Below are 16621 nucleotides of genomic sequence, written 5' to 3'. Positions count from 1 at the left end.
CGACGAAGGCTGGCAGTCGACGCCGTGAACACGGCGGAAGGACGTAGGATCGGGCATCGCACACCTCCCCGAGGGCGCCCATCCACCGCCGAGAATCAAGGAAGGTCAGACATGAGACAGTCAGGGCGCCACCCCTCAGCCCGGTGGGTGAGTCACCTCGCCTTGGTCCTCACCGTGATGATCCTGACCGGTTGCTCAAGTGGATCGGGCCAGGCGGGAGTGTTTGACTCAGCAGGTTTTCAAGGAGGTGACGGTTCAGTGACCATTGTCCCTGCCGAGCAGCGGCGATCGGCCCCAGAGCTGGCCGGGGAAACCTTGGACGGTGCACCGCTGACCACTGCAGACTTCCCGGGCCAACTCCTGGTGCTCAACGTTTGGGGATCATGGTGCGCCCCCTGCCGGTCTGAAGCACCCGCCCTCGTCGAAGCGGCCGCCCAACTGCCGGGGGTGCAGTTCATCGGCATAAACACCCGCGACCTCAACCCGGCCCCGGCGCAGGCGTTCGTTCGGGCCTTCGACATCCCCTACCCCAACATCTACGACCCCGACGGTGCGCTCCTGCTCGAGTTCGGGCAGCTTCCACCCAAGGCTATCCCCAGTACTTTGGTCATCGATTCTGAAGGGCGGGTCGCTGCACGGATACTCGGTGAGACCACCGCCTCGACGTTGGTCGGCATCATCGAAGACGTCACGGCGGCGGAATGATCCCTCTCGAGTCCTGGGTAAGCCAAGCGATGTCATCGTCACTGCTCCTGGGGATCCCTGTCGCCATGCTCGCCGGTGTCATCTCTTTCGCCTCGCCCTGCGTCTTGCCCCTGCTCCCGGGCTACCTGTCGTTTGCCTCTGGTCTTGGGGCCCACGAGATCACTCAAGGAACCGGCAACCGACGACTCCTGCTCCTGGGAACCCTGGGATTCGTGCTCGGGTTCGCCGTCGTTTTCGTCCTCACAGGGGCCCTCCTGGGTGGCCTCGGAGCCGTCCTACTCACCTACGAGCGCATCATCACGATCACTGCCGGAATCCTGATCATCCTGATGGGGCTGGGCTTCCTCGGCTGGATCCCCCTGCCCGCGCAGCGACGCCCGCAAACCGCCCGCGCCGGAGCCCTCGCCTCCCCCCTACTCGGGATAGCCTTCGGCCTCGGCTGGACCCCTTGCATCGGCCCCACCCTGTCTGTGGTTCTCACCCTCGCCCTCAACGAGGGCTCGGCCGCCCGTGGCGGGCTGCTGGCCTTCTGCTACGCAATCGGCCTTGGCCTGCCCTTCCTCGCCTTCGCGGCTTCGTTCACCACATTCGTTCCCCATTTCGAGTGGCTCAAGCGCCACCAACGCGCCCTGCAGCGTGCCGGTGGTGGGCTGCTCATTGTGGTTGGGATATCCATGGTCACCGGCCTGTGGGCCATCCTCGTTGCCTACCTGCGACAGTGGGCCTCAACATTCGGGACCATCCTGTGAACATGGGGCACCCGAAGGAAACCCTCATCACGTTGGCCAGCACCTCCGATCCCATGCTTCGGGCGCCGGCTCACCTCCGGAGCCACGGGTTGGTGATACCCCAACCCACATGGCCAGGACGGTGCTCACCGTGGTCAGGGGGCGACCGTGGCGATGCGAAGACGGCGCCCCAGCCACCAGGCCACCACACCGAAGACCGCGAATCCAGCGATGTTCCAGCTTGCTGCCTCGGCCCAGGGATCGATGTTACCCCGCGTAGCTCCGCCAGGAGGAGGTGAACATCGCGTCTGCACGGACCTCATCGAAGCGCTGGAAAAGGAATCGCCCAAATGAAAGAGTTCCTCAAGTGCTACCAGTGCGCTGACGCGTCCGACGACCGCTGGGCCCTGCTACTAGGAACTCGCAGCCCTGACGGCAGGAAGGGGACCGACTTGCCCGTCAACCCAGCTATGACACCTACAGGCACTTGCGCCGCCACACAGGGCTGGGACTGCCAGGCTGATGCCGGCCTGGCATAGAGCCCTGACCGGGACACCAACGGCTGCCTCTCGATCAGCCAGCGGGCGAACTCACGTAGTGGTGCTCGCGAAAACTGGAGCGCACCACGCCCGCAGGGCTGATCCGGTGGACCCCCAAGGCATCACTGGAGGCGGGTGGTGACCTCGTCGAGGAGCTCTTGGGGGTCGAGCCACATGGAGGGGTAGTTGCCATTCCAGCGTTGGACGCCGTCGCCGTCGATGAGGACGAAGCCGTGACCGGGCATCCCGGGGTGCATGCCCTTGTCGAGGACGTCGTACGCCTTCGACACGGTCCCGTCGTCGAGGAGATAGGGGGTGGTGACGCCGAACTGCTGCAGGTCGGGCAGGATCTGGTCGGCGCTGTTCATGACGATGGGCAGCACCTCGATGCCCGCCTCGGCGAATCCGGGGTTCTTCTCGATCTCGGCCATCTGCATGGTGCAGGAGGCGCACCCGGCGCCTTCGTTGAAGTAGATCAGCACCGGGTTGGGGCGCTGGTCGCTGAGGGTCACTGAGGTGCCGGCTGTGGTGGTGAGGGTGAAGTCGGGTGCGAGGCGCTGGGTGTCGCCCTGCTCGGGGATGGCGGTCCACAGTCCGTAGCCGACGACGGCCACGACGATCACAGTGACCAGTGCGCCGATGATCCGGGTCCAGGTGCGGCGCCTCTTGTCGCGCTGAGTCTCGGCCTGTTGGCGGGCTTTGAGTTGCTCGCGGCGGGAGGGTGCCGGTGTGGTGGTGGGGGTCATCGGGGCTCCTGGGAGGGGATGGTCGGTGCGCCGGTCTCCTCAGGCGCAGGGGTCTGTGAGGTTTCGGTGTCGCAGCATTCGTGGGCCGAGGCCACTGGTTGGGCGTGTCGGCGGTCGCGGAGGGTGGCTACGACGAACACGGCCACCAGGGCGAGCAGCGCGAGGCCGAGGACGGTTTCGGGGATGGGGGCGGTGATCGCGATCAGCCAGGCGAAGACGTCGGAGAGCCAGGCGCCCATGCCCACGAGAGGGGCGTCGGCGCCGGTCATCTCGGTGGCGCCGGCTTGGCCGATCACGAGGATGCCCATGATCACGAACCCGACGGCGACCAGCAGGTTGACGGTGTTGGTGGCCAGCGTGAAGCGCCCCAGGCTGATCCGGATGGGCTTGGCGCGGAGGCGGCGCATCCTTTCGGGCCGTTTGTCCCACAGCAGCGCCATCACGAACAGCGGGATCACCATCCCGAACACGTAGGCCAGACCGAGCACCAGCCCACCCACGGGCGAGCCCGACAGCGCCGACAGGGTCATCACCCCGGCGAGGACGGGTGCGCAGCAGCTGGAGGCGATGCCGGAGAACACGCCGAGGCTGAAGAAGGTGGCGGTGTCACCGCGGGCGGTATCGGGGGCGCGGAGGAACGACGGCATGGACCACATCGCCCCCGACAACGCGAGCAGGCCGAGTCCGATCATCAACAGGCCGCCGGTCCAGTAGAGAACGACGTGGTACTTGGCGATGGCGCCGGCGATCAGGCTGACGCCCATCGTGATGGGGACCAGAACGAGCGCGAGGCCGGCGGCGAACACGAAGGTCAGCGGGATCAGTCTCCAGCGGCGGTTCTTCGCGGCCGCGGCCAGGTAGCTGGGGGCGAGGAAGACGATGCAGCACGGGGCGAACAGCGCGACGCCGCCGGCGAGGAATGCCGCCAGGATCCCGCCGGCGCTGAGCAGGTCGGCGCCCATCAGCGGGCACCCAGGTGGTCGACGAGCCGAGCGAGTTTGCCGCGCGGAATGCGGCCGGCGTGGAAATAGCTGCCCGCCACCAGCGTCAGCGGGAAGCTCCCAGGCCGGTGCTCGGCGATCAGTGCCTGACCTCGCGGGGACTCCGCCTCCACCGTCGTGAGCCGCAGCAGTCCTGCGCGGTCCAGGGAGTGGAGGCGCTGGTGGGCGTCGTCGCAGAAGTGGCAGGCCGGGGTGGTGACCAGGGTGACGTCCACCACATCGGTGGGGGCGGCCGCCAAGGCAGGTGCCGGGATCTCGTTCACCCTTCCAGCCTCAACCCTGTAGATCAGGGAACGGTTCAGGCGGGGTCAAGGTTCGGCCAAGAACACTCCCGGAGAGGTCGATCGAGGCGGGTTGGCGGGTGGGCGTGTGGCAATAATGGCTGTATGGCTGAGCCCGGCAGGTCGAGTGTGTTGGTGGTCGATGACGAGCGCCCGCTGGCGGGGATCGTCGCGTCCTACCTGAACAAGGCAGGCTTCGAGACCGCATTGGCCTACACCGGCCCGGACGGGGTCCGTTCGGCGCAGGAGCTGGATCCCGACGTGATCATTCTTGATCTTGGTCTGCCTGGCATTGACGGGATCGAGGTGTGCCGCCAGATCCGGTTGTTCTCAGACTGCTACATCCTGATGTTGACCGCCCGGGCCGACGAGGTCGACAAGCTGATCGGTTTGTCGGTGGGCGCCGACGACTACCTGACCAAGCCGTTCAGCCCCCGCGAACTGGTCGCCCGCGTCAACACCGTGCTGCGCCGGCCCCGCCGGCCAGCAGGCCGGCCGCAGGTGGCCCTCCCCCCGAGGGAGTTCGGGCGGTTGCGGGTGGACGCGGAGGGCCGCGACGTGTGGGTCGACGACCAGCAGGTGGGGCTGACCCGCACCGAGTTCGACATCCTCGACGCACTGTCAGCTCGATCCAACGTGGCGTTGAGTCGTCGCCAGATCATCGACGAGGTGTGGGGCCCAGGCTGGGTCGGCGACGATCATGTCGTCGATGTCCATGTGGCGAACCTGCGCAAGAAGCTCGACGATCCCCCCGCGGAACCGCGCTACATACTCACAGTCCGCGGCGTCGGATACCGGATGGGAGCAGGAGGATGATGCGGCTCAGAGGCTACGTCGGCCGGATGCGGTGGGGCACCCGCACCTTCCTCACCCAGGCGCTGGTGGTCGCGGTCGGCGTCATCACCGCCGCCCTTGTCGCCATGGTGGTCGGCCCCTCCCTGTTCCACGAACATCTGCAGCAACTCGGGCACTCTGACGGCACCGCCGAGATGGGACATGTGGAGCAGGCGTTCCTCGACGCCGGCGTCAGGTCGCTGGGCATCGGCCTGGTGGTCGCCCTGGCACTCGCCATCGGCCTGGCCTGGCTGGAGACCAAACGGCTGCGCCGCCCCCTCGAACAACTGACCGCAGCCGCCGCCCAGCTGGAGGCCGGCGACTACACCGCCCGCGTCCCGGCGACGGCGACAAGTCCCGAGTTCAGCGCCGTCGCCGACGCATTCAACGACATGGCCAGCCGGCTGGACTCCACCGAAGCGAGCCGACGGCGGCTTCTCTCCGATGTGGCGCACGAGCTGCGCACCCCTCTCGCAACCCTGACCGCTGAGTTGGAGGCCGTCATCGATGATGTGGTTCCCTGGGACCGCGACAGCCAACAGCTGCTCACCCTCCAGGCCGCCCGGCTCAAGAAGATCGCCGCCGACCTCGACGACGTGTCCCGCGCCGAGGAAGGCCGATTCACCCTCGACACCCAGACCCAGCCGGTCTGGGACCTCATCGAGCCCGCCGTCGCCTCCGTCGCCACCCGATACGCGGCCAAGGGAGTCACGCTATCTGCGGACTCGGACCCGGGCCTCATCGCAGCCGATCCGCAGCGGGTGGGTCAGATCCTGGGCAACCTCCTCGACAACGCGCTGCGGCACACCCCCACCGGCGGGATCGTGCACATCAGTGCACGCGAGTCCACGGACGAGGTGGTGATCACGGTCACCGATACCGGCGATGGCCTGACCCCGGAGCAGCTCTCGAAGGTGTTTGACCGGTTCTACCGCGCTGACACGGCACGGGCCCGCGATGCGGGCGGTTCCGGGATTGGGCTGACCATCGCCCGCAGCCTCGCCCTGGCTCACGGCGGCTCACTGACAGCCGCCAGCCCCGGCCCCGGACACGGCTCGATCTTCACCCTGCACCTGCCCACCGCGCCAGCACCTGAGCGGGTCTTGATCGATTCTTGACCTTACACGGGTTGGCTCTTGAGCTGATCGTTCATAGCCTCGACGTTAGGACCGGCGGCCCCCGTCGGCCAGGAATGGAGCATCTTTCATGACACGCACTAAGCGGATCACTGCCACTTTGGCGGGGCTGGTCCTGACGGCCACCCTGGCGGCCTGCGCGGACCAGGGCGCCACTCCCCCGACGGCGACCACCTCCCCGACAGGCAACACCTCCGCCACGGCCACTGAGTCCGAGTCGGCGTCGGCGAGCGCCTCATCTGAGGTGGCCGCCGACCACAACGACCAGGACACCACGTTCGCGCAGATGATGATCATCCATCACGAGGGCGCCATCGAAATGTCCCAGCTGGCGATCGAACGCGCCGAAACACCCGAGGTCGTGGCCCTCGCGGAGCGCATCGCCGAGGCACAAGGCCCCGAGATCGAGGAGATGACCGCCTGGCTCAGCGCCTGGGGTGAAGACGTCTCCCCCGGTGGGCATGGCGGCATGGACATGGGCGGCATGGACATGAACGGAATGAGCCAGGAGGAGATGATGACCCAACTCGACGGCATGTCCGGCGCCGACTTTGATCAGGCGTTCCTCGAGGCCATGATCGCCCACCACGAGGGTGCGATCGGGATGTCCGAGCAGCAGTTGGCCGAGGGGCAGAACCCGGATGCTCTCATGTTGGCGGAGAAGATCATCGCCGACCAGCAGACTGAGATCACCGAGATGCAGGAGATGCTCACCAGCCTCTGACCAACCCAGGCGTGCAAGCGATGAGGCGCCCGTCCAGCCGTTGTGGCTGGGCGGGCGCTTCGTCGGTTGTCCTGGTTGGCGAACGCCGTACCTGGCGGGGTTAGGCGGCTGGGTTGCTGGCGAGATGCTCGGCGTCGAAGAGGTCCTGGCAACGTCGGCAGCAGAAGTAGAACCGCTGGCCTTCGACGTCGCGGAACAGTCCCGCCGCCTCCGCGGTGGACTTCAGCGTGCTGGTCCCGCGGACCGTGCAGGTGACCAGCTCGTCGCCTGGGCCCGCCACCACGTCATGTTGACAGTGATGGCCCCCACCCTGACCGCCGCCGGCGTGACCGCCGCAGCAGCCTCCCTCCTGCTGGTTCCCGTGCTGGTGCCCATGCTCGTGATTGCACATGTGCTTGGTTTCCTTTCATTTCATTGTGGTGTTGATCATGGGGTGGGCGAGGCGCTGTGGTGCCCCTCGTGGTCCTCGGTGCCGGACGCGCTGGCGGAGGCCGCCGGTGACGGCGTGTCTGGTTGGTTGGGGGTGGCGGGGTTGAACAGTGGCCCGATCACGAACGCGGACAGGGCGAACAGGGCGGTGAACACCGCGACCCCGATCGCGGGGGCCTTCCGGGTGCCGAATCGGCGACGCAGCCGTCGCAGCAGCGGGATGCTCAGCAGCAACCCGACCACATAGAGGAGCGAGTTGCCGAGGAACCCGGTCAGGAACGCGGCCCCGGCCAGGAACCCGATGTGATGCATCACGTGCGGCGCCAGCCCCATCAGGGCGCCGACGGTGGCCCTGGTCCCGGCCCACAGCGCACCCCAGAACCCGCGACCACCCCTCACGGCTGTGGCCGGCTCGGTGATCGTGTCCATGGCGCCGCTCACCTCCCGACCGGGTGAGAGCTAAGGACGGCCGATTCGGAGCCGACAGGAGCATCTGAGGGCGCAACTGCGGGGTGGAAGGCGTCTCGCAGGATCAGGGCGACGCCCAGAATGATACTGGCGATGCCGATCAGCTGCGCCTCGGTGAGGCCCAACAGGACGTGCGGGTTGATCCGGACGACCTCGGCGAGCAGGCGTGCCGCGCCGCTGAGCAGCAGGTAGGACCCGAACACGGCCAGCGGTCGCAGCCTGCGACCCAGCGCCCACAGGATGCCGGCGATCAGGAAGGCGCCGGCGGCCTCATACAGCTGGACGGGATGCACCGGCACGTTCACCGGCACCACCCCGTTGGGGAACGCCATCCCCCAGGGCAGGTCGGTGGGTGTGCCGTACGTGCCGTCACCGGCGAGGAAGCAGCCGATCCGGCCGATGCCGTAGGCCACCGACAGCGGGGCCGCCATCGCGCCCGCCACCCGTCCAAGGGGGAGGTCGTGGCGTCGGGTCATCACGATCACCGCGATCGCCCCCGCGATCAGGCCCCCGTACCAGACGAACCCCGAGCCGCCGAACAGGTGCCAACTGAAGTTGTCCCAGTTCGCGATCAGGTAGTACACCTTGGCGCCGACGAATCCCCACACTGTCGCCCACAACGCGATCGAGTGCGCCAAGTCCTTGTCGTAGCCGATCCGCGTGAACGCTCGACCCAGCAGATACGCGCCGACCAGCAGCGCCAGCGCCTTACTCAGCCCATAGGACTGGATCCCTACACCAAATATCGAGAACACCTCAGGCCACACAGCCCACTCCCATCGTCAAAGAAGTTCCAGGCGCACGACGTGACCGCGCGGCCTCAGTGCCCAGTCTGAACCGGTCACGTCAAGCAACGAGCAGGACCCGGACAAGGTTTGGTCAAGATCCCCGTCCCCAGCCCGGACGAGGTGTCGCGGCCGTAAGGCCCGGAAACTTGACCGAAGCCTGACCCCCTGACGGTGATCTCCGCACTAGAGCGTGCCTACCCTGATGACATACCCCTTGGGGGTGTCGTGGCGCCGCCACGGGTCACCCGACACACCACGGCTCGGGTCGTTGAGGAATGGGCCCTTGTGGCGGTCTGGCGAAGCCCACTGGCGGGTGCGTGAAAGTCACATGGGATTCGAAGGCGGTGATCGACATGGGTTCAAGCGGCGCCTCTTCTGATGGCGTTCGAGCGGACGTGGTCCTCGCGGGGACCGCGATCTCCAAGACCTATCGTCAGGGGCTGTGGCCGTTCGTGCGGCGCAACCATGTGCTCGACGGTGTGTCACTGTCGCTGAGCCGCGGCGAGGTCGTCGGGCTGGTCGGGGAGAACGGATCGGGCAAATCGACGCTGATGCAGATCCTGGTCGGGGGGTTGGCAGCCGACGCCGGCGCCGTGGAGCTGCAGGGGGCCTTGGGGTACTGTCCGCAGCGTCCGGTGGTGTTCGAGCGCCTGACGTGCGATGAACATTTCGAGCTATTCGCGGTGGCCTACGGGATGAGCCGGGATGAGCGGCTCCGGGCGCAGGGAACCTTGTACGAGGAACTTGACTTTGGGCGATAGGCGCACGAGCGGGCGGACCGGCTCTCCGGGGGCACCCTCGCGAAACTGAATCTTGCCCTGGCTCTGCTACCGGACCCGGCGGTCCTGCTGCTGGACGAGCCCTATGCCGGGTTCGATTGGGACACCTATCTTCGGTTCTGGGAGCTCGTCGCGCGCGGGCGCTCATCCGGGCGGGCAGTGCTGGTGATCAGTCATTTCATCGCCGACGAGGCGCGGTTCGACCGCATCATCGAACTGCGTGACGGGAAGGCGACCCCGAAATGACCGCGGTCGGGGTGCTGACCCGCCGATTCCTCCTGGACTACGGCCGCAACCCGGTGAACCTGGTGGTCCTGATTCTGATCCCGGTCGTGTTCGTGTGGGTGGCCGCGGAACCGATGGCCGATGCCGCGAAACTGCTGGGCGGCACTGGCCGGGCAGTCGAGACCGCGACCACCGGCTGGGCCGCCGCGTTCCTGGCGGCGCTGGCGATGTTCTTCCAGGTTGGCCAGGCGAGATCGGCGGACCGTCGTCTGGTCCTGGCGGGCCTCCCCGCCCCAGCCCTCGTTGTCGCCAGAATGTCGACCGGCCTGCTGATCGCTGCACTGGCCTCCACAGCGGCCCTGGCGACGCTGTTCCTGCGCACCGCAGTGGACGAGCCGCTCCGCGTCGCGGCCGGGACGATGATGTTCGCCGTCATCTACGTCGGGATCGGCGCCGCGGTCGGATCGGTCGTCACGGACCAGGTCAACGGCACGGTGGTGATCCTGCTCGTCTGGATCCTCGACGTGTTCTTCGGACCGGCGCTCACCTCGCCCGACCGGGTGCAGATCACCCGCTGGATGCCCACCCACTTCGTCACACTGTGGATGGTGGACCTGCCCTTGGGCCATGGGGGGAAACCTCGGCGACCTCGCCATCGCACTGGTGTGGGTCGGCGGAGCCCTCCTGTCGAGCGGACTGCTCCTGACGCGCGCGACACGCAACGCTCGGCACCCGGACGGCTCGCATCGACCGGGCTGGGCGGGGCAAGTCGGGAAGAGCTTCCGGATGGGGATGCGACAGTACCGACGCAACCCAGCCCTCTGGGTCCTCCTCGTAACGGTGCCGGTGATCTTCATCTGGCTGTCGAAACTGATCACCGAAGAGCGGTTCTCCGTGATGCGGGTGATCGACGGCGGGCAGGAGGTCGACATGCGGTTCTGGCTGCCCGACACGCACACCGGAACCATGGCGCCGATCGCGGTGGCCTCGCTGGCCGCCGTGGCTGGGCTGTTCATCGCCCTCAACAACCGTGATGGGGATCGCCGCCTGGTCCAGGCCGGGATGCGCCGATCCGCACTGCTGGTCGGCCGCATCAAGGAGGTCGCAGCCGCGGTCCTCGTCGCAGCGGCCGCATCCCTGACAATCACGGCCATGGTGTTCACGGCCCGTCAATGGGCGGGATTCATCGCCGGCACCTTACTGATCGGAGCCGTCTACGCACTGCTGGGGATGTGCCTCGGATTCCTCCTTGGACGCGTCACGGGAGTACTGATCGCATTCGTCATCCCTTTCCTGGATCTCGGTATCACGCAGAGCCCGATGCTGCGGCTGGAACCACCCGGCGCCGCAGCGTTCCTCCCGGGCTACGGGCCCTACCGCGTCCTCATCGACACCGGCCTCACCGACACCTTCGACGAAACGGGGGGCCTCCTCATCGCCGCGGTCTGGATCCTCGGGCTCACTTCAGTCGTCGTGGTCATGTTCAGCACCCGCACAAGCACCACAAAACCGGTGCCCATAGGAAGCACGCGCGGCCCGACCCCGGTCTTGTCGGGATCTTGACCACACCCAGACCAGTCCCGGACACAGCCCGGGGCACCATCGACCTGGACACGCGAAACCGACCAGAGAAGAGAGGGTGATTCGACGTGACGACGATGACACAGACCACCTACGGGGTGCGCGGACTCAGCTGCTGGCGCTGCATGATCAGCGCCGTCGACGCAGTCCGCGCCCTACCCGGGGTGCACACCGTCGCCCTGGATCTGGAGCCGCACGGCGAGTCGCTGCTGACCCTGGCCCCGGCCGGAGCCGTGATCTGCGACCAGGTCCGAGCCACCCTCGACCGCTCCGGGTTCGAGCTGACCCGACGCCTGCGCCGCCCCCGCCCCGGGGTCCGACACCGCTCCACGCCGCCTCTGTGAGCGGTGGCCCGGAAATCTTGACCGAAGCCTGACCCCCTCGTGGTCGTTTCCGAACCTTCCCGGGTCTACCCTCGACATATACCCCCCCAGGGTAATGGGGTGGGAGTCGAGAAGAAGTGGAGATTGTGATGCTCTGGCTGGTCATAGGTGGGACGGTGGGGCCTTCTCGTCCACCACCGTAGTGAGGTGGTCACCATCATCGGCAGCCAAGGAGTTGCCGATAGCGCGCCGCCTGACCCTCACCGGCCGAACCCATCGACCACGACCCAAGATTCAGAGAACACACGACACGAAACAAGCACTGGAGGCTGTTATGAATATCAAGGTTGCCGTCAACGGCTACGGAGTGATCGGCAAGCGGGTCGCCGACGCCGTCCGGGCAATGCCGGACATGCACCTCGTCGGGGTGGCGGACATCGCCACGGACTGGCACGTACGGACTGCAGCCGGGCTCGGCATAGATGTGTTCGCGGCCACCCACGACGCGCGCACCGCGATGCAGTCGGCCGGGGTGCCCCTGGCTGGGACACTGCCTGATCTGCTCGACCAAGTGGACGTGGTCGTGGATACCACCCCGAAGAAGGTCGCCGCCACCAACCTGCAGGCCTACCGGACCGCCCAAGTCAAGGCCGTATTCCAGGGTGGGGAGTCCCATGCCACCACCGGGCATTCCTTTGTCGCCCAGGCCAACTACGCCACCGCGCTCGGCCGGGACTCCACCCGGGTGGTGTCCTGCAACACCGCCAGCATCGTGCGCGTCCTCGGCGCGTTGCAGGACGCCGACCTCCTCGCCCGCGCCCGCGGGGTGCTCATCCGCCGGGCCACCGACCCGGGCGAGTCTCACCATGGCGGCATCATGAACACCATGGTCCCCGAGGGATCCATCCCGTCCCACCAGGGCCCCGACGCCCGTACAGTCCTGCCCAACCTGGATGTGGTGACCATGGCGGCGAAGGCCGCCCACACCCAGACACACAACCACTACTGGACCCTGCAGCTGAACCGACCGGCCAGCCGCGAGGAGGTCCTAGAGGCGCTGCGGGCCGCACCCCGGATTGCATTCATCCGGATGGCCGACGGTCTCACTGCCCTGAACACAACGGTCGAACTTATGCGCGACCTGGGCCGGCCGCGGGGGGACATGTGGGAGGTCGCCCTGTGGGAAGACGTCCTGACCGTCGAGGGAGACGAGGCCTACCTCACCTATCAGGTCTACAACGAGGCCATCGTCGTCCCCGAGACCATCGATGCCATACGCGCACTTGCCGGCACCGTGACCGACGGCTCCACCTCGATCAAAATGACGGACGAGGCCCTGGGGATGCGCCGGGAGTTCCTTCCCGCCCCGTTCCGGGCGACGACGGCCTGAGACCCGACGGACGGGCAGGCATCCGCCGAGCCCGTCGGCGCACGACCTGTCGGCCAAGCGGCCGGAAAGGAAGACCCGATCATGAAGAGTCAAACCACGGTCCTGGAGGCCGGTGGCCTGCACTGGGCCACCTCGGAATCAGTGATCGAGAAAACGTTACTAGGTGTACCCGGCGTGCTGGCCGTCGAGGCCAGCGCCGTCTCCCAGACCGCGACGGTCACCTACGACCCGAACCAGACCTCGGTCGCCCAACTGGTCGGCTGGGTCAACGACTGCGGCTACCACTGCACCGGTCAGTCGGTACCGGGCCACATCTGCCACCCCATGACGGAACCAGTCCCGACCGACCCCCACATTGGCCACGAAATGCACACCGGCCACGGGGGCGGTGAGGATGAGGCTGGCGGGTCCGCGCAGGCGGTGATGGGCCACGGCGGGCATGGTGGGTCGATGGTGGACATGGTGCGAGACATGCGCAACCGTCTCCTGGTCGCCGGCGTGCTGTCGGTGGTCATCTTGTTCTGGTCGCCGATCGGGCGGGAGGTCCTGGGGTTCACCGTGCCGGCACCCTTCGGGCTGCGCGACGACGTCTTCTCTCTGATCTTGTCCCTGCCGGTGGTGTTCTACTCGGCGTGGATCTTCTTCGACGGGGCCTTCCGGGCGCTCCGCGCGAGGACGCTGGACATGATGGTCCTGGTGGCGGTCGGGGTCGGGGCGGGCTGGTTGTACAGCGTGGTGGTCACGTTCACCGGCGGGGGTGAGGTCTTCTACGAAGCCGCCACGGTCCTGACCACCTTCGTCCTGCTCGGGCACTGGCTGGAGATGCGGGCTCGTGGCGGCGCGAACGACGCTGTGCGGACGCTGCTCGAACTCGCGCCCTCCCAGGCAGTCGTGCTCCGGGACGGTCAGCCCGTGGAGGTCCCGACCTCCGAAGTCGTCACCGGTGACCTGCTACTGGTACGGCCGGGGGCGAAGATCCCAGTCGATGCGGTGGTGGAGGAGGGGGAGTCCGAAGTCGACGAGTCGATGGTGACGGGAGAGTCCATGCCGGTGGAGAAGGCCCCCGGCGCGGACGTGATCGGTGCCTCGATCAACACCACCGGCACCTTGCGGGTCCGCGCCTCAAGAGTCGGCGCGGACACCGCGTTGGCGCAGATCGTCAAGATGGTTCAGGAGGCCCAGAACTCCAAGGCCCCGGGCCAGCGCCTGGCCGACCGGGCCGCGTTCTGGCTGGTGTTCGTCGCCCTCATCGGCGGCACCGTCACCTTCGCGGTATGGATGCTCGCCGGCGTCGGCGTGGCACAGGCGATGCTCTTCGCCATCACCGTCGTGGTCATCACATGCCCCGACGCCCTCGGTCTGGCGACCCCAACTGCGATCATGGTCGGTACCGGGATGGGCGCCAAGCGGGGAGTGTTGTTCAAGAACGCCACCGCCCTCGAGGGGATGGCGAGGATCGACACGGTGGTGATGGACAAGACGGGCACCCTAACCAAGGGGGAGCCTGAGGTCACCGACGTTCTCGCGGCGGGGATGGGCGAGGATGAGATGCTGGCCTTGGTCGCTGCCGTCGAACGCGAGTCTGAACACCCCCTGGCCCGCGCCATCGACCGCCGAGCCGCCGAGCGCGGCGTGCCCGTGCTCTCCGTGAGCGAGTTCCTCAACGTCCCGGGCCACGGCGCAACCGCCACCGTCGACGGCCGACGTGTCCTGGTGGGAAACCTCCGCCTGATGGTCCGGGAGAACGTCGACCTCGGCGACCTGGCCGTGAGCCGTGACGAGTTGGCCGCATCGGGGCGCACGGCAGTGCTCGCCGCGGTGGATGGGCGCGCGGTTGGTGTCATCGCATTGGCCGACGCCGCGCGGGACACTGCTGCTGCCGCTGTCGCCGCCCTGCACGAGTCCGGGATCGAGGTCGTCATGCTGACCGGCGACAACGAGGCCACCGCTCTACGTATCGCTGACCAGCTCGGCATCGACACCGTCATCGCCGAGGTTCTGCCCGGGGACAAGGCGAACAAGATCGCCGAGTTGCAGCAGTCCGGAAAGACGGTCGCGATGGTGGGTGATGGCGTCAACGACGCGCCTGCGTTGGCCCAGGCCGACATCGGTATCGCGATTGGTGCCGGGACGGACGTGGCCATCGAGACCGCGGACATCGTCCTGATGCGCTCCGATCCTTTGGACGTCTCCGTCGCACTGCGCATCGGCAAGGGAACCGTACGCAAGGAGCGTCAGAACCTGGCCTGGGCCATCGGCTACAACGTCATCGCGCTGCCGATCGCCGCCGGGGTGTTTTACCCCGCTTTCGGCCTGATGCTGCGCCCAGAGATCGCCGCCCTCTCGATGTCGGGCTCCACGGTCATCGTCACCGTCAATGCCCTCCTGCTCAAACAGCTCAGGCTGCCCGCGCAGCAGGCCCCGGCCGCGCCGCAAGGCCAGGCCCGGGAGCCGGAGCCCACCGCTCCAGTGCCGTCCGGCATCCGCTGACCGGGGGGTGGGCGTGGACGACCCTGTTGGCCTCACCGCTTCGGCGACGGGAGCGGGGACCGAAGAAACCCGGCGGCCGAAGGCGTTGCGGATGCTGTGGATCACAGCGGCCTGGGGGGCGTGCTTCGTGGCGATCGAGTGGGGGCTCCGCGACGCCCCCCTCCTGTGGTTCGCCGCGCTGCGGGCCCTCATCGCCGGGGCGGCCCTGTTGGCCCTCGGCGCCGCCTTGCACCGCCCTGTCCCCCGTGGCTGGCGCGCCTGGGGACTCATCACGGTCCTAGGCCTGGTCAACGTCACAGTGGCATTCGCCGCGATGTTCGGCGGGGTCGCCGGCGGCGCGACCGGGACCGCCGCGGTGCTGGCCAACGCCCAGCCCCTGCTGATCCTCCTCCCCGCCTGGTATTTCTACGGCGAGAGGCTCTCCCCCCGGACTTCGGCCGCCCTGGTCGTCGGCTTCGCCGGGCTGGTCGCCGTTGCGCTGCCCGGTGGCGGGGGCAGCGGGGCGGCATTGTCGCTCCTGTCAGCCGCCGCCGTGACCGCCGGCACCCTGCTCTCCCGGCGGCTGACCGGGCTGGATCTGGTCACGGCCACCGCGTGGCACCTGCTGATTGGCGCGGCTGGACTGATGATGCTCGCCGCGGCCGTGGAGGGCCCGCCGGTGATCCTATGGAGTCCCCGCTTCACCCTCTCGCTGGCGTTCCTGGCCCTTGTTGGTACCGCAGCGACGACCATGGCGTGGTTCGCCGAGGCGCGCCGCAGCCGGCTCGACACGTTGACGGCGTGGACGTTCCTGACTCCGGTCCTTGGTATCGCGTTGGCCTCCGTCGCACTGGGCGAGCGACCGGGCGGATGGACCGCCGCCGGGCTCCTCGCTGTGCTGGCGGCCATGTGGATCGCTCTTCGACCACCTCACCGGCCCCCCACGCACCCGACGGCTGTCGGCCCCGCCGACTGGTGAGCCACACGGCCGGTCACCTGAGCAACGAGTAGGACCCGGACAGGGTGCAGTGAAGATCCGACCACCTGGCCGGGTCTTGTCGGGATCTTGACCCCACCCAGACCGGTTCCCGACATCGCGGGGGGCACCATCGAACATGGACACGCGAAACCGACCAGGAAGAGAGGGTGATTCGACGTGGCGACGATGACACAGGCCACCTACGGGGTGCGCGGGCTCAGCTGCTGGCGCTGCATGATCAGCGCTGTGGACGCGGTCCGGGCCTTGCCCGGGGTGCACACCGTCGGCATGGATTTGGAGCCGCACGGCGAGTCGCTGTTGACGCTGGCGCCGGCCGGCGCCGTGACCAGCTCGCAGGTCCGAGCCACCCTCGACCGCTCCGGGTTCGAACTGACCCGACGCCGGCGCCGCCCCCGACCCGGGTCCCGCCACCGACTTGCCCTCACCACAGTCCCTGTGGACGACGGCCGGGAAATCTTGACCGAAGCCTGACCCC

Annotated in this window: 17 protein-coding genes and 2 pseudogenes; 13 read left to right on the top strand and 6 right to left on the bottom strand. The window is 67.7% G+C overall.

Annotated features, from left to right (window positions below):
- The first annotated feature begins 111 nt into the window (after positions 1-111).
- Entirely contained in the window at positions 112-705 is a 594-nt protein-coding gene (locus H5399_RS05620) for a TlpA disulfide reductase family protein (protein ID WP_073186929.1), read from the top strand.
- 29 nt (positions 706-734) lie between these two features.
- Positions 735-1454, top strand: a complete 720-nt coding sequence (locus H5399_RS05615) for a cytochrome c biogenesis CcdA family protein (RefSeq protein WP_255422079.1) — start codon at positions 735-737, stop codon at positions 1452-1454.
- Positions 1455-2094: 640 nt separating this feature from the next.
- Here H5399_RS05615 and H5399_RS05610 read toward each other — a convergent pair.
- Genes H5399_RS05610 through H5399_RS05600 form a run of 3 tightly spaced genes read right to left on the bottom strand, consistent with a single transcriptional unit; the run spans position 2095 to position 3982 of the window.
- On the bottom strand, positions 2095-2718 hold the full coding sequence (locus H5399_RS05610; protein ID WP_073186931.1) for a peroxiredoxin: 624 nt from the start codon (positions 2716-2718) through the stop codon (positions 2095-2097).
- Positions 2715-3680, bottom strand: a complete 966-nt coding sequence (locus H5399_RS05605) for a cytochrome c biogenesis CcdA family protein (protein ID WP_182782059.1) — start codon at positions 3678-3680, stop codon at positions 2715-2717. Before H5399_RS05605 ends, H5399_RS05610 begins: the two co-directional genes overlap by 4 nt.
- Complete coding sequence (locus H5399_RS05600; protein WP_220489127.1) at positions 3680-3982, bottom strand: glutaredoxin; 303 nt, start codon at positions 3980-3982, stop codon at positions 3680-3682. The genes H5399_RS05605 and H5399_RS05600 overlap by 1 nt, the downstream gene beginning before the upstream one ends.
- Positions 3983-4105: 123 nt before the next feature.
- On the opposite strand from H5399_RS05600, the gene H5399_RS05595 reads away from it, so the two are divergent.
- The 3 genes from H5399_RS05595 (at position 4106) to H5399_RS05585 (ending at position 6694) form a co-directional block, all read left to right on the top strand.
- Positions 4106-4816, top strand: coding sequence for a response regulator transcription factor (locus H5399_RS05595; protein WP_182782058.1), 711 nt, complete (start codon positions 4106-4108; stop codon positions 4814-4816).
- Positions 4813-5952, top strand: a complete 1140-nt coding sequence (locus H5399_RS05590) for a cell wall metabolism sensor histidine kinase WalK (protein ID WP_220490866.1) — start codon at positions 4813-4815, stop codon at positions 5950-5952. The genes H5399_RS05595 and H5399_RS05590 overlap by 4 nt, the downstream gene beginning before the upstream one ends.
- An 88-nt stretch (positions 5953-6040) precedes the next feature.
- The gene (locus H5399_RS05585; RefSeq protein WP_182782057.1) at positions 6041-6694 is read left to right on the top strand and encodes a DUF305 domain-containing protein; all 654 of its coding nucleotides are present in this window, start codon (positions 6041-6043) and stop codon (positions 6692-6694) included.
- Positions 6695-6794: 100 nt separating this feature from the next.
- On the opposite strand, the gene H5399_RS05580 is transcribed toward H5399_RS05585, so the two are convergent.
- The 3 genes from H5399_RS05580 to H5399_RS05570 form a co-directional block, all read right to left on the bottom strand.
- A complete protein-coding gene (locus tag H5399_RS05580; protein WP_068752814.1) occupies positions 6795-6974 on the bottom strand; it encodes a hypothetical protein in 180 nt (59 codons plus the stop codon).
- Positions 6975-7120: 146 nt separating this feature from the next.
- On the bottom strand, positions 7121-7552 hold the full coding sequence (locus tag H5399_RS05575) for a hypothetical protein (RefSeq protein WP_175558271.1): 432 nt from the start codon (positions 7550-7552) through the stop codon (positions 7121-7123).
- Between the two features lie 8 nt (positions 7553-7560).
- Positions 7561-8358: a prolipoprotein diacylglyceryl transferase gene (locus tag H5399_RS05570; RefSeq protein ID WP_182782056.1), complete on the bottom strand. Its 798-nt coding sequence runs from the start codon at positions 8356-8358 to the stop codon at positions 7561-7563.
- A 296-nt stretch (positions 8359-8654) separates the two neighbouring features.
- Between H5399_RS05570 and H5399_RS18460 the strand changes: the two are divergent.
- From H5399_RS18460 to H5399_RS05535, 8 genes and pseudogenes are all read left to right on the top strand, one after another.
- Positions 8655-9404, top strand: a pseudogene (locus H5399_RS18460) (ATP-binding cassette domain-containing protein).
- Positions 9401-9949, top strand: a pseudogene (locus H5399_RS18455) (ABC transporter permease); the annotation flags it as partial. The pseudogenes H5399_RS18460 and H5399_RS18455, both read left to right, overlap by 4 nt.
- Before the next feature lie 61 nt (positions 9950-10010).
- Entirely contained in the window at positions 10011-10946 is a 936-nt protein-coding gene (locus H5399_RS17915) for a hypothetical protein (protein WP_255422077.1), read from the top strand.
- Positions 10947-11041: 95 nt separating this feature from the next.
- Positions 11042-11308: a heavy-metal-associated domain-containing protein gene (locus H5399_RS05555; protein ID WP_182782055.1), complete on the top strand. Its 267-nt coding sequence runs from the start codon at positions 11042-11044 to the stop codon at positions 11306-11308.
- 313 nt (positions 11309-11621) lie between these two features.
- Positions 11622-12677 (top strand): type II glyceraldehyde-3-phosphate dehydrogenase, encoded by a 1056-nt coding sequence (locus H5399_RS05550; RefSeq protein WP_182782054.1) that lies wholly within the window; start codon positions 11622-11624, stop codon positions 12675-12677.
- A gap of 81 nt (positions 12678-12758) precedes the next feature.
- Entirely contained in the window at positions 12759-15167 is a 2409-nt protein-coding gene (locus tag H5399_RS05545) for a cation-translocating P-type ATPase (protein ID WP_182782053.1), read from the top strand.
- Between the two features lie 91 nt (positions 15168-15258).
- Positions 15259-16125 (top strand): DMT family transporter, encoded by an 867-nt coding sequence (locus H5399_RS05540; RefSeq protein ID WP_182782052.1) that lies wholly within the window; start codon positions 15259-15261, stop codon positions 16123-16125.
- 186 nt (positions 16126-16311) lie between these two features.
- Positions 16312-16617, top strand: a complete 306-nt coding sequence (locus tag H5399_RS05535) for a hypothetical protein (protein ID WP_182782051.1) — start codon at positions 16312-16314, stop codon at positions 16615-16617.
- Positions 16618-16621 lie beyond the last annotated feature (4 nt).

This window comes from Tessaracoccus sp. MC1627 (assembly GCF_014164725.1).
Lineage (GTDB): Bacteria > Actinomycetota > Actinomycetes > Propionibacteriales > Propionibacteriaceae > Arachnia.
This window is presented reverse-complemented; position numbering and strand designations above follow the sequence as displayed.

Excerpts from the sequence above, each read along its gene's own strand:
- H5399_RS05620 (WP_073186929.1), top strand. The coding sequence starts at position 112 with ATGAGACAGTCAGGGCGCCACCCCTCAGCCCGGTGGGTGAGTCACCTC.
- H5399_RS05615 (WP_255422079.1), top strand. The coding sequence starts at position 735 with ATGTCATCGTCACTGCTCCTGGGGATCCCTGTCGCCATGCTCGCCGGT.
- H5399_RS05610 (WP_073186931.1), bottom strand. The coding sequence starts at position 2,718 with ATGACCCCCACCACCACACCGGCACCCTCCCGCCGCGAGCAACTCAAA.
- H5399_RS05605 (WP_182782059.1), bottom strand. The coding sequence starts at position 3,680 with ATGGGCGCCGACCTGCTCAGCGCCGGCGGGATCCTGGCGGCATTCCTC.
- H5399_RS05595 (WP_182782058.1), top strand. The coding sequence starts at position 4,106 with ATGGCTGAGCCCGGCAGGTCGAGTGTGTTGGTGGTCGATGACGAGCGC.
- H5399_RS05590 (WP_220490866.1), top strand. The coding sequence starts at position 4,813 with ATGATGCGGCTCAGAGGCTACGTCGGCCGGATGCGGTGGGGCACCCGC.
- H5399_RS05585 (WP_182782057.1), top strand. The coding sequence starts at position 6,041 with ATGACACGCACTAAGCGGATCACTGCCACTTTGGCGGGGCTGGTCCTG.
- H5399_RS05575 (WP_175558271.1), bottom strand. The coding sequence starts at position 7,552 with ATGGACACGATCACCGAGCCGGCCACAGCCGTGAGGGGTGGTCGCGGG.
- H5399_RS17915 (WP_255422077.1), top strand. The coding sequence starts at position 10,011 with ATGGGGGGAAACCTCGGCGACCTCGCCATCGCACTGGTGTGGGTCGGC.
- H5399_RS05555 (WP_182782055.1), top strand. The coding sequence starts at position 11,042 with ATGACACAGACCACCTACGGGGTGCGCGGACTCAGCTGCTGGCGCTGC.
- H5399_RS05550 (WP_182782054.1), top strand. The coding sequence starts at position 11,622 with ATGAATATCAAGGTTGCCGTCAACGGCTACGGAGTGATCGGCAAGCGG.
- H5399_RS05545 (WP_182782053.1), top strand. The coding sequence starts at position 12,759 with ATGAAGAGTCAAACCACGGTCCTGGAGGCCGGTGGCCTGCACTGGGCC.
- H5399_RS05540 (WP_182782052.1), top strand. The coding sequence starts at position 15,259 with ATGCTGTGGATCACAGCGGCCTGGGGGGCGTGCTTCGTGGCGATCGAG.
- H5399_RS05535 (WP_182782051.1), top strand. The coding sequence starts at position 16,312 with ATGACACAGGCCACCTACGGGGTGCGCGGGCTCAGCTGCTGGCGCTGC.